This window comes from Flavobacterium sp. H4147 (assembly GCF_029360735.1).
In the GTDB taxonomy this organism is placed as follows: Bacteria; Bacteroidota; Bacteroidia; order Flavobacteriales; family Flavobacteriaceae; genus Flavobacterium; species Flavobacterium endoglycinae.
Genome location: NZ_JARKNB010000002.1, coordinates 871,608 through 884,900, shown reverse-complemented (window position 1 = coordinate 884,900; position 13,293 = coordinate 871,608). Strand labels below are relative to the sequence as shown.

Sequence of the window (13,293 nt, the reverse complement as noted above, 5' to 3'; positions counted from 1 at the left end):
TGAGTTTACAAACTCTATAAAAAAAAGCAAATCCAGATGAATTAATCTGGATTTGTTGCTTTTAGTTCTTTCGTAATTTTTAATATTTTTTCGGCTAGATTACTCATCCAGATTAACTGCTCGATTACCATCTGTGCTTCCTGCATTTTTGCCTGACGGGTTTCTTTATCCAGTTCGTCATCGGCAGCAAGACGATTGAAATTTCTACGTTTTAATTCTTCAAATTGCAGCGTTACATCTTCTTTATCAAAAAACGTATCTGTAATAATGGTTTCATTTCTTAAAATTGAAATAGAATGTTCTAAATTCAATAAAATCGTTTTAATAATATAATTGAATGATTCTGATGCAGATGTAGTTTGATGCGACTGAATATAAGTTGAAAGTGATGCCAAAGCCGATAAAAGCGAATGATTTAAAACCACAAGTTTATTAACTAGAGGCATTGTTTTTTGTTTCGATTTAGGCTCCTGCATCATTCGTTGAAACGATGTCATTAGATTTCCAATCTCAACAAAAGCATTTTTTCTTGATAAGCGGTAAGAAGTTGGTACTTCTCCTTTTGCATTATAAAAATCAGCAATCTCTTTCAGATAATTTTTATTGGCTCTTATCGAGTTTTCCAAGTGAATAGGGGTATTGATAAACTCCCAAGCCGGCCATAAAAACTGATTAGCAATAAAAGCCAAAGTAGCTCCAGTAAGAGTATCTAATATTCTAAACTGAATCACTTCAACCACATTTGGTGTTAAAATTCCATAAATGAAAACCACATACATTGTTACAAAAGTAGCGCTGATTTTGTAGTTGATTTGCGTGAATGAAATTCCGAGAAGCATACACACAATTGAAAAAATACTTAAAACAACATGATTTTGAATCACAGAAACAATTCCGAAAGCCATTAATCCGCCCAGGATAGTTCCGAACATACGATTGTAAGAACGTTCTTTGGTTAAACCATAACCTGGACGCATGATAACAACAATCGTTAATAAAATCCAATACACGTTTTGTAAATCCAGCATTTCACCAATAAACAAACCTACTAAAATGGTAATCGTTAATCGTAACGAATGTCTGAATATAGATGAAGAATAACTAAGGTTTTCAATTAAAGTTCGGATGGGATAATATTGCGGTGTCAGGAACTTTTCAAGCTCTTTATCTTTGTCTTTCAGTTTATAAGACTGCATAGCGAGCGATAAAGCACGCTGAATAATCTTGATTTTACCGACTTGATTTTTAGCATATTTCAGCATATTGGTCAGCATCAAAACTCCTTCTGCAGCTTCTTCTTTTCCTAACGTTTTTTCATAATCAAAAATCGCAAATTCAAGAGCGTCTAATTCATTTTTAAGATCGTTCTTGTCAACATATACTGCTATATGATGTACGTTTTTTGAAAGTTTCTTTAAAGTAGAAGCCAGTTTATAAGCGACATTTTGATACGTACGCAGAACATCAGGATGTTTGGCAAATTTCTCGTGAAGCTTACTATGGTCAAATGAAGTATAAAGTGCCAGCTCCTGAATTTCTACCAAAGTAATAAACACCAAAAGCATTTTACGATTCTGGCTCGTAGTTCCAGATGTATTTTGATTGCCAATTAGCATTTTACGAAGATCCTCATGAATTAAATTAAGATCGACTTGTATTGCTAATTGCTTTTCAATAATCTTTTCACGATTGGCTTCTGGGCTCCATAAATCGCCTCTTAGTTTTAAATATTTTGCGGTCAATTTTATTCCTTCAGCAATTTGTAGCTCTACATATTTATAAGGTTGTACAAAATGAAATATAAGAGAAACAATCAAGTATAAAATTCCACCTATAAATATATAGCTAGAATATTGTAAAGCCTCTAATCCTTGATGTAAATGTCCAAATGAAAGAGAAATAGACAATAAAGCAGAAAACGATACCAAAGTTGCTCTTTGCCCATAAACCGAAATCATCGAACATAAAAATAATAGAAATCCTAAAAACGGGTAAAATAAAACCGGATAAGGATAAGCAAGATTTACCAATAAATTAACTCCCGAAACAATTAAAGAAGCTACAATGAGCCCTTTTATTTTATGGCTTAAAGAACTCGGAATATCACTTGGATACGTATAAAAAGCACCTAAGGCAATTGTAAAACCAATTTCAAAATGTCCTAAAAAGTTCAAAACCAGCACAGGCACAACAGAGGCAATAGTGACTTTTGATGCGTTTAAAAAAGAAGTACTGTTGGTGAATTTTGAAATACGATCAAACATATAGAGAGGTTTACTAGCAAAGTTAAGAATTGTACGAAATATTTTGGCATAATTATAGATGAGTTTTTCGAAGCATATAAAAAATATGTTATAATATAGCTTTACGGCTAATCGTTGACTATTTTTTACTATTTTTGCCAGCTGAATTACGCAAACTTTTAATACAGTTTTCGTTAGATAAAACATTAAATAAACACAAATGATTTTACCAATTGTAGGATATGGTGATCCTGTTTTAAGAAAAGTAGGTACGGCAATAACACCCGATTATCCAAACCTTAAAGAAACGTTAGCAAACATGTATGAAACCATGTACAATGCTTCAGGAGTTGGACTTGCTGCACCGCAGGTAGGTCTGCCAATTCGCATTTTTGTTATAGACACAACACCTTTTAGTGATGATGAGGATTTACCAGCAAACAAACAAAAGGATTTAAAAGGTTTTAAAAGAACTTTTATCAATGCTAAAATCGTTAAAGAAGAAGGTGAGGAGTGGAGTTTTAACGAAGGATGTTTAAGTATTCCAGATGTCCGCGAAGATGTGTACAGAAAACCTACCGTTACTATTGAATATTGTGAAGAAGATTTTGTAATGAAAACTGAAGTTTTTGACGGTTTGATTGCAAGAGTTATTCAACACGAATACGATCATATAGAAGGAATTTTATTTACAGATAAAATATCGTCTTTGAAAAAGCGTTTGATTCAGAAAAAATTAAAAAATATCACTGAAGGCAAAACGTTTCAAGACTACAGAATGAAATTTGCTGCTGCTAAAAAAGGCAGATAATGTTCTTAAAATTTAGAGCATCAAACAAAAACTAGAAAATTCTTAATACTAATTTTAATAAACATGAATTTAGACAAAATTTTAGCCATTTCTGGGAAACCAGGTTTATATGTATTGAAAGTTCAGACTCGTACAGGTTTTGTGGCAGAATCATTATTAGACGGAAAAAAAATTACAGTAAACTTAAAAAGTAACGTAAGTTTATTATCAGAGATTTCAATTTATACATACGAAGGAGAAAAACCATTGACTGAAGTAATGCAGAAAATTGCAGTTAAAGAAAACAAAGGTCAGGCAATCTCTCACAAAGAAGATAATGCAACTTTGAACGCTTACTTTAAAGAAATTTTACCGGAATATGATGAAGAAAGAGTTTATCCTTCAGATATTAAAAAAGTATTAAACTGGTACAATACTCTACAAGCTAAAGGTTTAGTGACAGATTTAGCTCCTGCGGCTGCTGAAACTCCAGAAGAAGCTCCTGCTGCTGAAGAAAAACCAAAGAAAGCTCCAGCTGCTAAAAAAGCAAAAGCTAAAAAAGAAGAATAGTAGTTCATTGAACTCAAAATATATTAATCCTGTTAAGACATTTTCTTGACAGGATTTTTTAATTTTACATCATTCGTTACAACCCAGAAAAAAACTTCACAATGAGCAAAGAACTTCAATTAAAAGCTTTCGAAAGATTATTAATTATTATGGATGAACTTCGTGAGCAATGTCCGTGGGATAAAAAGCAGACTTTGCAAACCCTTAGACATCTTACCATTGAGGAAACCTATGAATTAGGAGATGCTATTTTGGACAATGATTTAAATGAAGTGAAAAAAGAACTAGGAGACTTATTGCTCCATATTGTTTTTTATGCAAAAATAGGTTCAGAAACAAATGATTTCGATATTGCAGATGTTTGTAATGAGATTTGTGATAAATTGATTCATCGTCATCCTCATATTTATAGTGATACAGTGGTAAAAGACGAAGAAGAAGTAAAGCAAAACTGGGAAAAGCTAAAACTAAAAGAAGGGAAAAAATCAGTTTTAGAAGGAGTTCCAAGAAGCCTTCCTGCTTTGGTAAAAGCAAGCCGAATTCAGGACAAAGTAAAAGGTGTAGGTTTTGACTGGGAAGAACCACACCAAGTTTGGGATAAAGTTCAAGAAGAATTAGAAGAACTTCAAGTAGAAGTCAAATCTGGAGATCAGGATAAAATAGAAGCTGAATTTGGAGATGTATTATTCTCTATGATCAATTACGCCCGATTTTTAAATGTAAACCCAGAAGATGCCTTAGAACGCACAAATAAAAAATTTATTAAACGTTTTCAGTATCTTGAAAGTAAAGCAAGTGAATTAGGTAAACCTTTAGCAGATATGACTTTGGCAGAAATGGATGTTTTTTGGAACGAAGCTAAAAAGCAATAATTATTCAGCCATTTTTTTTAATGCTTTTACATTTTTAAGCATTATTTTTTTACCCACTAATTCAATCAATTCCATTTTATTAAAATCAGATAATAAACGGATACAGCTTTCGGTTGCTGTTCCAATTATTCCAGCAAGTTCTTCTCTGGTAAGCTGTACTTTTAAAGTTTTATCAGGATTCTCACCAAAATCATCATGAAGCTGTAATAATGTTTCAGCCAGACGTTGTTTTACCGTTTTTTGGACTAAAGCAATTTTGTTATTCTCAGATTCTTTTAAATCCTCGCATACAGATTGCATCAAGTTCAAAGAGAATTGATTGTTATGATTAAAAAAATGGATAATTTCTGATTTCGGAATAAAACAAACCTCCATATCGGCGATTGCTTTTGCAGATAAATTGGCAGGTTCATTGCTAATCATAGAACGCTGGCCTAAAAGTTCACCAGATTTTACCAGTTTTACAATCTGGTCTTTCCCATTAGCACTTAATTTAGAAAGTTTCCCAACTCCATCTTTTACACAAAAAACACCATTAGTAACATCGCCTTCTTCAAAAATAGCTTCACCTTTTTTAATAGAGTAAGTCGTTTTACTGCTAGCGAGTTTCAAAACTTCATCTTTGTTAAGAGCTTTTAACGAAGAAAGCTGTCTTACAATACATTGATCACATTTACTCATAGCAATTAAAAAAATTCAGGTGCAAAATTAACAAAAATTATCTTTCATTGGTAATTTTATAACCTAAAAAATACTTAAAAAAGGGATTATCGATGTTTGGTCGTTTTAATTTGCTAAATTAGAACTTTGAATCCATTTATAACATGATAAATATCATAGTTATTACCATTCTTGTTTTGGAATCTTTGCAGGATTAAAAAAGACAAATTATGAGTGAGCAGAATTGTTTTCATTGTGGATTAGTAATTCCAAAAAATGAAGAAATCAATTTTGATGAGAAGAAGTTTTGTTGTACCGGCTGTAAAACGGTTTACGAAATTTTTAGTCTAAATGATTTAACCTGCTACTATGATTTTGAAAAATCGCCTGGAGCCACACCGCAGGATATTCAAGGCAAATATGACTTTTTAGAAAATGAAGCTATTATTTCTAAAGTGCTAGAATTTCACGAAGGAAATACTGCAATAGTTTCATTAAATATTCCACACATACACTGCAGTTCATGTATTTGGATTTTAGAAAACCTTAATCGTCTTCAGTCTGGAATTACTACATCACAAGTAAATTTCCCAGAAAAAAAAGTCCGAATCACATTTAATTCTGAAACGGTTTCTTTAAAAGAAATCGCTTATCTGCTCAGCTCAATTGGTTACGAACCTTATATTAGCTTAGAAAATTATGAAACAGGAAAAAACAAAATTGATCGTAGTTTGACCTACAAACTTGGGGTTGCTTTCTTTTGTTTTGGTAACATCATGCTGCTTTCATTTCCAGAATATTTCGAAATAAAAGAATTTTGGCTCGATAGTTACAAACCGTTTTTCAGACTTTTGATTTTTCTTCTGGCATTGCCAAGTTTCTTGTATTCTGCCAGTGGTTATTATGTTTCGGCTTATCACAGTATTAGAACCAAAATGTTAAACATTGATATTCCAATTGCATTGGGGATTATAGTCATGTTTATACGTAGTTCTTACGACATGCTTATGGATCATGGACCTGGCTTTTTTGATAGTTTAGCCAGTTTGGTTTTCTTCATGCTTCTTGGAAAAATGTTCCAGATCAAAACCTATAGTTTTTTAAGTTTCGAAAGAGATTTTAAATCCTATTTTCCTATTGCTGTAACAAGGATTAATTCTGATTTATCTGAAGAAAGTGTTCCTATTTATGATGTTTTAAAAGGAAACAGACTTTTGATTAGAAACCAAGAATTAATTCCGGTTGATGGTATTTTAATTAGTGAAAAAGCAGAAATCGATTATAGTTTTGTTACAGGCGAAGCGGTGCCAATTACTAAAGTCTCTGGCGATAAAGTATTTGCTGGTGGAAAACAGATTGGAAAGGTAATCGAAATGGAAGTATTGCATTCTGTTTCACAAAGTTATCTTACTCAATTGTGGAGTAATGAGATTTTCCAGAAAAAAGTAGATCAAAAACATAAAACTATTACAGATAAAATAAGCCGTTATTTTACCCCAATATTATTGTTGATAGCCTTTGTAGGTTTTGGTTATTGGATATTTTTTGATGCTAATACGGCTTTTAATGTTTTTACCGCTGTATTAATTGTGGCTTGTCCATGTGCTTTGGCGCTTACCTCTCCATTTACTTTTGGGAATATTCTGCGTATTATGGGAAAACAGAAAATGTATCTCAAAAATGCTTTGGTAATTGAGCAATTGGCAAAAGTAGATACCATAGTTTTTGATAAAACTGGAACTATTACCACCAATAAAAAATCTAATATTGAGTATGAAGGAAAAGAACTTTCAGATCAAAATTATGAATTGATTAAAAATGTACTGCGAGGATCTAACCATCCGTTGAGCCGTATGTTATATGATTTCTTGCCTGAATATGGTAGAATTAAAATAGCAGAGTTTGAAGAAATTACTGGTAAGGGAATTTTAGCTTTCGCAGATAATAAACAAGTAAAAATTGGCTCCGCTTCTTTTGTAGAAAGTTCTGTTTTAGATACCTCAGAGATCGAAAAAACCGCTCTTCATATTAAAATTGATAATGAGTATTATGGAAAATTTGTGTTCCAAAACCAATATCGTGATGGATTAGAAGAACTTTTTAAAACACTTAGCAAATACTATGATATAAAAGTACTTTCGGGTGATAATGATGGAGAAAGAGCAAATCTCGAAGCCATTTTACCACAAAACACCGAATTGATTTTTAATCAAAAACCCGAGCAGAAACTAGAATTTATCAAGAAACTGCAGGAAACAGGAAAAAATGTTATGATGGTTGGAGATGGTTTAAATGATGCTGGCGCTTTGGCACAGAGTAACGTTGGTATTTCTGTTTCTGAAAATGTAAATGTCTTTTCACCAGCCTGCGATGCCATTCTTGATGCAGGCGAATTTTCAAGACTGGATTACTTCCTAAAGTTGTCTCATAAATCCATTTTAATCATTAAAATGAGTTTTACTTTATCACTGCTTTATAATGTCGTTGGACTTGCATTTGCAGTTACTGGAAACCTCCTTCCGTTAGTAGCTGCTATCATTATGCCATTAAGCACCATTACGATTGTAAGTTTTGTTACGATTATGTCTAACTATTTCAGCAAGAGTAAATTAAGTTGATAAAAAGTATTTTTGAAGATTTTTTTTATTAATTTTAACATTCTTCTTTGACTATGATAATTATCATATTTTAAACGCCGATGACCTAGTAATTTTGTCCTTATAAATTTACGGTATGAGTGTTATTTATCTTTTAATTTCAGTAAGTATTTTCGTGGCAGTTTGCTTCTTTATTGCCTTTGTTATTGCCGTTAAGTCTGGACAGTATGATGACGATTATACACCATCAGTCAGAATCCTTTTTGATGATGAAACCAAAATTATTTCCCAAAATAATAATTCACCAATTGAAGAAAAACAAGTATAAATTATGGAAATGGAACAGTTTTATTACGACAACAAAATTGTAAAAAAATTCATTTACGCCACTATTCTTTTTGGGGTAGTGGGTATGTTAGTGGGGCTGACCTTGGCGGTTATGTACCTTTTTCCCAACATTACAGATGGGATTTCGTGGCTTAGTTATGGTCGTTTAAGACCATTACACACCAATGCTGTCATCTTTGCTTTTGTTGGAAATGCTTTTTTTGCAGGAATGTATTATTCGATGCAGAGATTGCTTAAAACCAGAATGTTTAGTGATTTTTTAACTAATCTGCATTTCTGGGGCTGGCAGTTAATCATCGTTGCAGCAGCAATCACACTGCCTTTAGGATATACTTCGTCAAAAGAGTATGCCGAACTTGAATGGCCTATTGATATTGCAATAGCGTTAATCTGGGTGGTAATGGGGATTAACATGATTGGAACAATGCTAAAACGCAGAGAACGTCATTTATATGTTGCCATTTGGTTTTACATTGCTACGTTCGTAACAGTTGCGGTTCTACATATTTTTAATAACATTGAAATTCCAGTTTCTGGTTTAAAAAGTTACTCAGTTTATGCAGGTGTTCAAGATGCACTTGTACAATGGTGGTACGGACATAATGCGGTTGCATTCTTCTTAACAACACCTTTCTTAGGATTGATGTATTATTTCGTTCCAAAAGTAGCAAACCGACCTATTTACTCTTATAGATTATCAATTATTCACTTCTGGTCTTTAATCTTTATCTATATCTGGGCTGGACCTCACCACTTATTATATTCAGCTCTTCCAAGCTGGGCACAAAACTTAGGAGTTGCATTCTCGGTTATGTTAATCGCTCCATCTTGGGGAGGTATGATAAACGGGCTTTTAACTTTAAGAGGAGCGTGGGACAAAGTACGTGAAGAACCTGTTTTAAAATTCTTCGTCGTAGCGATTACAGGTTACGGAATGGCGACTTTTGAAGGACCAATGCTTTCTCTTAAAAATGTAAACGCTCTCGCTCACTATACTGACTGGATCGTAGCTCACGTACACGTAGGAGCTTTAGCATGGAACGGATTTATGTCATTTGGTATTATTTATTGGTTAATTCCGAGAATGACCAAAAGCACCTTGTTTTCTAAGAAATTAGCGAATTTCCACTTCTGGATTGGAACATTAGGGATTATTATTTACACCATTCCATTATATGTAGCAGGTTTTCAACAAGCTTCAATGTGGAAACAATTTAATCCGGACGGTACTTTAACTTACGGAAATTTCCTTGAAACGGTAACTGCAATCATGCCAATGTATTGGATGAGAGCAATTGGAGGAAGTTTATACCTAATTGGTATGTTAACATTGGTTTACAATATTATAATGACTGTAAAAGCAGGTGAAACAATTGAAGACGAATTGGCACAAGCTCCAGCTTTACAAAAAATAAAAAGCAATAGATTGAGCGGAGAAAAATTCCACTCATGGTTAGAAAGAAAACCAATCCAGTTAACCATTTTGGCTACTATCGCGATTTTAATTGGAGGTATTATACAAATTGTACCAACTATAATGGTTAAAACGAACATCCCAACTATTACTAGTGTAAAACCATATACACCTTTAGAATTGGAAGGACGTGATTTATACATTAGAGAAGGCTGCGTGGGCTGTCATTCACAATCTGTACGTCCATTTAGAAGTGAAGTAGAACGTTACGGAGTTCAATCAAAAGCAGGAGAATTTGTTTATGATCATCCATTCTTATGGGGTTCAAAACGTACAGGGCCAGATTTATTGAGAGTAGGTGGCAAGTACAATGATAACTGGCACTTTAACCACTTCTGGAATCCGCAAAGTATATCTACTGGATCAATAATGCCAGGATACAAATGGTTATTTGATAATAAACCTATGGATATTTCATTGACAGAAAAGAAAATGAAAGCAATGAAAACCTTAGGTGTGCCATACTCTGATGAACAAATTGCAAACGCACAACGTACTTTAAGAGAACAAGCCGTTAAAATCGAAAAAAGTTTAGAAAGCGATCCTGACTTTGTCAAAAGTTACGAAGAAAGCCGTAAAAAAGCTGAGGCAAAAGGAGAGAAATTCGTTCCTATGAATGAAAGAGAAATAGTTGCTTTGATTGCTTACATTCAAAGACTTGGTACTGATATTAAAGTAAAAGAAACTAAATAACAGCATTATGTTTGAACAAATAAAACACAATATGGAAACGATATCGGGTATAGAAATTTACCCGATTATTTCCCTTTTGATTTTCTTCCTTTTTTTCGTAGGATTAGGCTTTTGGGTGTTCTCTTATAGAAAAGAAAAAATTCAGGAAATGAGTAATATACCTTTAGATGAAGGCTTAGTGTAATTGAAAAGATAGATAAAAATGAAAAAGTTTTTCCCAGTATACGTTAGAGTACCGTTGATTTTCTTCATCGTATTTGCTTTAATGGAATTTTTTATAGACTCAGGCGATAAGCCAGCTTTTATAAAATATCCAATGGTGTCTCTGTTTTTGCTTCTCTTTTTATTCATTTTGATTGCAATCGAAATTACGCTAAGTGCTGTAAATAGAGTGCTGTATCAATTAATGACGCCAGAAGAAAAAGCGAAATTAGAATATGAAAACAGTTTAAGCTTAAAAGAAAGTACCTGGTTCAAAGAATTAATGCATAAGCTTACTAAAACTGAACCAATGTCTAAAGAAGCTGATTTGTTGATGGATCATGATTATGACGGAATCAAAGAACTTGATAATAATTTACCGCCGTGGTGGGTGTATTTATTCTACATCTGTATCTTCTTTGGAGTTGTGTACGTAATTCGATATGATGTTTTAGGAGCGGATGATCAAGAAATGGAGCTTAAAAAAGAATTAGCCCAAGCAAAAATTGATGTTGCTGAATATATGAAAACCGCACCTGATTTAATGGATGAAAAAACAGTTGTTTTACTTACCGATGCCCCAAGCTTAGCAGAAGGTAAAACGATATTTACAACAAATTGTGCTGCCTGCCACCGTGCCGATGCCGGAGGTCAGATTGGACCAAACCTTACAGATGACCGTTGGATTTTAGGAGGAGGAATTAAAAACCTATTCCACACCATTACAAATGGAGGACGTGACGGAAAAGGTATGATTGCTTGGAAAGGAACCTTAAAACCTAAGGAAATTCAAAAAGTAGCAAGTTATATCCTGTCTTTACAGGGAAGTAATCCTAAAGATCCAAAAGCCCCTGAAGGAGAGGTTTGGGTTGACGATGCCGCACCAAAATCAGACGCCGCAGCTAATAAACCAGCTGATAGTGCCGAAGTTAAAAAATAATTACAATAAAATACCATGTCAAATTTACCAGACGAAACTTTTAGAGACAGTATAGGAACCATCGATGAAGGTGGTAAACGAAAATTTATATTTCCTAAAAAACCGTCTGGTAAGTTTTACAATTACCGCAAAATAGTCAGTTATGTTTTATTGGCTATTCTATTTGTAAATCCCTTTATAAAAGTAAACGGAAACCAATTTATGATGTTCAATATTTTAGAACGTCGTTTTAATATTTTCGGATTCCCCTTTTGGCCTCAGGATTTTTACCTCTTCGTAATTTCAATGCTTGTTGGCGTTGTATTTATCATCTTATTTACCGTTGTTTTTGGAAGAATCTTTTGTGGATGGATTTGTCCACAGACCATTTTTCTTGAAATGGTTTTCCGTCGTATTGAATATTGGATTGATGGCGATCGTGGTGCACAATCGCGTTTAGCAAAACAAGAATGGAATGCTGAGAAAATCAGAAAAAGATTGACTAAATGGACAATTTTCTTCCTGATTTCCTTTCTTATAGCCAATGTATTTCTGGCTTACTTGGTAGGAAGTGATACTTTGTTCTTAATGATTGAGCAAGGACCTATTCAAGAAGCAAGCAATTTTATAGCACTGCTTATTTTTACAAGTATTTTTTATTTCGTCTTTGTTTGGTTTCGCGAGCAAGTATGTATTATCGCTTGTCCGTATGGAAGATTACAAGGAGTACTTTTAGACAATAAATCAATTAATGTTGCTTATGATTTTGTACGTGGTGAAAAAGAAAACGGACGTGCTAAATTCAATAAAAAAGAAGACAGAGCTTTAACTGGAAAAGGTGATTGTATCGATTGTCTTCAATGCGTTCATGTCTGCCCAATGGGAATTGACATTCGAAACGGAACTCAGCTCGAATGTACCAATTGTACTGCCTGTATTGATGAATGTGATCACATTATGGAAAGCGTAGGATTGCCAAAAGGACTTATTCGTTATGCTTCTGAAGATGAAATTGCAAAAAAAGAACCTTTCAAATTTACCACAAGAATGAAAGGATACACAGCAGTTTTATGTATTCTATTAAGTATTTTCGTGGGAATGCTCTTTTTAAGAACAAATGTTCAAGCTGTAATTTTACGTTTACCTGGACAACTTTTCCAGCACCAAGGTGAAAAAATAAGTAATGTTTACACCTATAAAATTGTAAACAAAACCATGAAAGACTACAATGATATTCACTTTGAACTAATTGATCAAAAAGGAGAGATTGATAATGTTGGAAAAAAACATTTTAAAGTCGCAAAAGAAGGGATATCACAAGGAACTTTATTCATCAAAATTGATGAAGTATTATTAGAAAGTGATAAAACTAAAGTTAAAATAGGAGTGTATAATGGTTCTGAACTCCTCGAAACAACAACCACGAATTTCTTAGGACCACGAAGTTTTAATTAAAATTATATATCATGAAAATTAATTGGGGTACCGGAATTGTCATTGCATTTGCACTGTTTATGACATTTATTTTATATTTTGTTTTTGAAGTACAATCAAATTCTAAATACGATAATGAGTTGGTTGTAGAAGAATACTACAAACACGATACGCATTTTCAGGAAGAAATGGCCAGAATTCAAAATGCACACGATTTGCAACACAAACCATTAATTAAATATACAACTGACAATGGTTTGTCAATAACTTTTCCTGCAGGTTTTAAAAGTGACAAGATAAAAGGAAATGTTCAGTTATACAGACCTTCAAATAAAAAATTCGATTTTAATACCCAAATCGCACTAAACAATTCTTCATTAATTATTCCACAGAATAAATTGATTAAAGGACGTTGGGATGTCAATATGGAATGGCAGTATGAAGGTAAAAGATATTTAACTAAAGAAGTTATTTACGTCAATTAAATAGATA

General features: G+C 33.1%; 12 protein-coding genes. 10 read left to right on the top strand and 2 right to left on the bottom strand.

Annotated features, from left to right (window positions below; translation table 11 throughout):
- Positions 1–41: 41 nt before the first annotated feature.
- A complete protein-coding gene (locus tag P2W75_RS11615) occupies positions 42–2,264 on the bottom strand; it encodes an FUSC family membrane protein (protein WP_276380600.1) in 2,223 nt (740 codons plus the stop codon).
- 199 nt (positions 2,265–2,463) lie between these two features.
- Between P2W75_RS11615 and def the strand changes: the two genes are divergently transcribed.
- The 3 genes from def to mazG all read left to right on the top strand — a co-directional run bounded on the left by def (position 2,464) and on the right by mazG (position 4,475).
- A complete protein-coding gene (def, locus tag P2W75_RS11610) occupies positions 2,464–3,054 on the top strand; it encodes a peptide deformylase (protein ID WP_276380599.1) in 591 nt (196 codons plus the stop codon).
- 63 nt (positions 3,055–3,117) lie between these two features.
- On the top strand, positions 3,118–3,603 hold the full coding sequence (locus P2W75_RS11605; protein ID WP_276380598.1) for a DUF5606 domain-containing protein: 486 nt from the start codon (positions 3,118–3,120) through the stop codon (positions 3,601–3,603).
- A 101-nt stretch (positions 3,604–3,704) separates the two neighbouring features.
- Entirely contained in the window at positions 3,705–4,475 is a 771-nt protein-coding gene (gene mazG, locus P2W75_RS11600) for a nucleoside triphosphate pyrophosphohydrolase (protein ID WP_207296918.1), read from the top strand.
- Here mazG and P2W75_RS11595 read toward each other — a convergent pair whose 3' ends face one another.
- Positions 4,476–5,156, bottom strand: a complete 681-nt coding sequence (locus tag P2W75_RS11595) for a Crp/Fnr family transcriptional regulator (RefSeq protein WP_207296917.1) — start codon at positions 5,154–5,156, stop codon at positions 4,476–4,478.
- 209 nt (positions 5,157–5,365) lie between these two features.
- Here P2W75_RS11595 and P2W75_RS11590 point away from each other — a divergent pair, with 209 nt between their 5' ends.
- The 7 genes from P2W75_RS11590 (at position 5,366) to P2W75_RS11560 (ending at position 13,286) form a co-directional block, all read left to right on the top strand.
- Positions 5,366–7,753, top strand: a complete 2,388-nt coding sequence (locus tag P2W75_RS11590) for a heavy metal translocating P-type ATPase metal-binding domain-containing protein (protein WP_276380597.1) — start codon at positions 5,366–5,368, stop codon at positions 7,751–7,753.
- 115 nt (positions 7,754–7,868) lie between these two features.
- Positions 7,869–8,060, top strand: a complete 192-nt coding sequence (ccoS, locus tag P2W75_RS11585; RefSeq protein WP_207296915.1) for a cbb3-type cytochrome oxidase assembly protein CcoS — start codon at positions 7,869–7,871, stop codon at positions 8,058–8,060.
- A 3-nt stretch (positions 8,061–8,063) separates the two neighbouring features.
- Entirely contained in the window at positions 8,064–10,247 is a 2,184-nt protein-coding gene (gene ccoN / locus P2W75_RS11580; RefSeq protein WP_276380596.1) for a cytochrome-c oxidase, cbb3-type subunit I, read from the top strand.
- Between the two features lie 7 nt (positions 10,248–10,254).
- A complete protein-coding gene (locus tag P2W75_RS11575; RefSeq protein ID WP_207296913.1) occupies positions 10,255–10,431 on the top strand; it encodes a CcoQ/FixQ family Cbb3-type cytochrome c oxidase assembly chaperone in 177 nt (58 codons plus the stop codon).
- An 18-nt stretch (positions 10,432–10,449) separates the two neighbouring features.
- The gene (locus tag P2W75_RS11570; protein WP_207296912.1) at positions 10,450–11,388 is read left to right on the top strand and encodes a cbb3-type cytochrome c oxidase N-terminal domain-containing protein; all 939 of its coding nucleotides are present in this window, start codon (positions 10,450–10,452) and stop codon (positions 11,386–11,388) included.
- 15 nt (positions 11,389–11,403) lie between these two features.
- Complete coding sequence (gene ccoG / locus P2W75_RS11565) at positions 11,404–12,822, top strand: cytochrome c oxidase accessory protein CcoG (protein WP_276380595.1); 1,419 nt, start codon at positions 11,404–11,406, stop codon at positions 12,820–12,822.
- A gap of 11 nt (positions 12,823–12,833) precedes the next feature.
- Positions 12,834–13,286, top strand: coding sequence for a FixH family protein (locus tag P2W75_RS11560; protein ID WP_276380594.1), 453 nt, complete (start codon positions 12,834–12,836; stop codon positions 13,284–13,286).
- Positions 13,287–13,293 lie beyond the last annotated feature (7 nt).

Coding starts and splice junctions, on each gene's coding strand:
- ccoG (WP_276380595.1), top strand. CDS start 11,404: ATGTCAAATTTACCAGACGAAACTTTTAGAGACAGTATAGGAACCATC.
- P2W75_RS11570 (WP_207296912.1), top strand. CDS start 10,450: ATGAAAAAGTTTTTCCCAGTATACGTTAGAGTACCGTTGATTTTCTTC.
- P2W75_RS11560 (WP_276380594.1), top strand. CDS start 12,834: ATGAAAATTAATTGGGGTACCGGAATTGTCATTGCATTTGCACTGTTT.
- P2W75_RS11615 (WP_276380600.1), bottom strand. CDS start 2,264: ATGTTTGATCGTATTTCAAAATTCACCAACAGTACTTCTTTTTTAAAC.
- ccoS (WP_207296915.1), top strand. CDS start 7,869: ATGAGTGTTATTTATCTTTTAATTTCAGTAAGTATTTTCGTGGCAGTT.
- P2W75_RS11590 (WP_276380597.1), top strand. CDS start 5,366: ATGAGTGAGCAGAATTGTTTTCATTGTGGATTAGTAATTCCAAAAAAT.
- P2W75_RS11595 (WP_207296917.1), bottom strand. CDS start 5,156: ATGAGTAAATGTGATCAATGTATTGTAAGACAGCTTTCTTCGTTAAAA.
- P2W75_RS11575 (WP_207296913.1), top strand. CDS start 10,255: ATGTTTGAACAAATAAAACACAATATGGAAACGATATCGGGTATAGAA.
- mazG (WP_207296918.1), top strand. CDS start 3,705: ATGAGCAAAGAACTTCAATTAAAAGCTTTCGAAAGATTATTAATTATT.
- ccoN (WP_276380596.1), top strand. CDS start 8,064: ATGGAAATGGAACAGTTTTATTACGACAACAAAATTGTAAAAAAATTC.
- def (WP_276380599.1), top strand. CDS start 2,464: ATGATTTTACCAATTGTAGGATATGGTGATCCTGTTTTAAGAAAAGTA.
- P2W75_RS11605 (WP_276380598.1), top strand. CDS start 3,118: ATGAATTTAGACAAAATTTTAGCCATTTCTGGGAAACCAGGTTTATAT.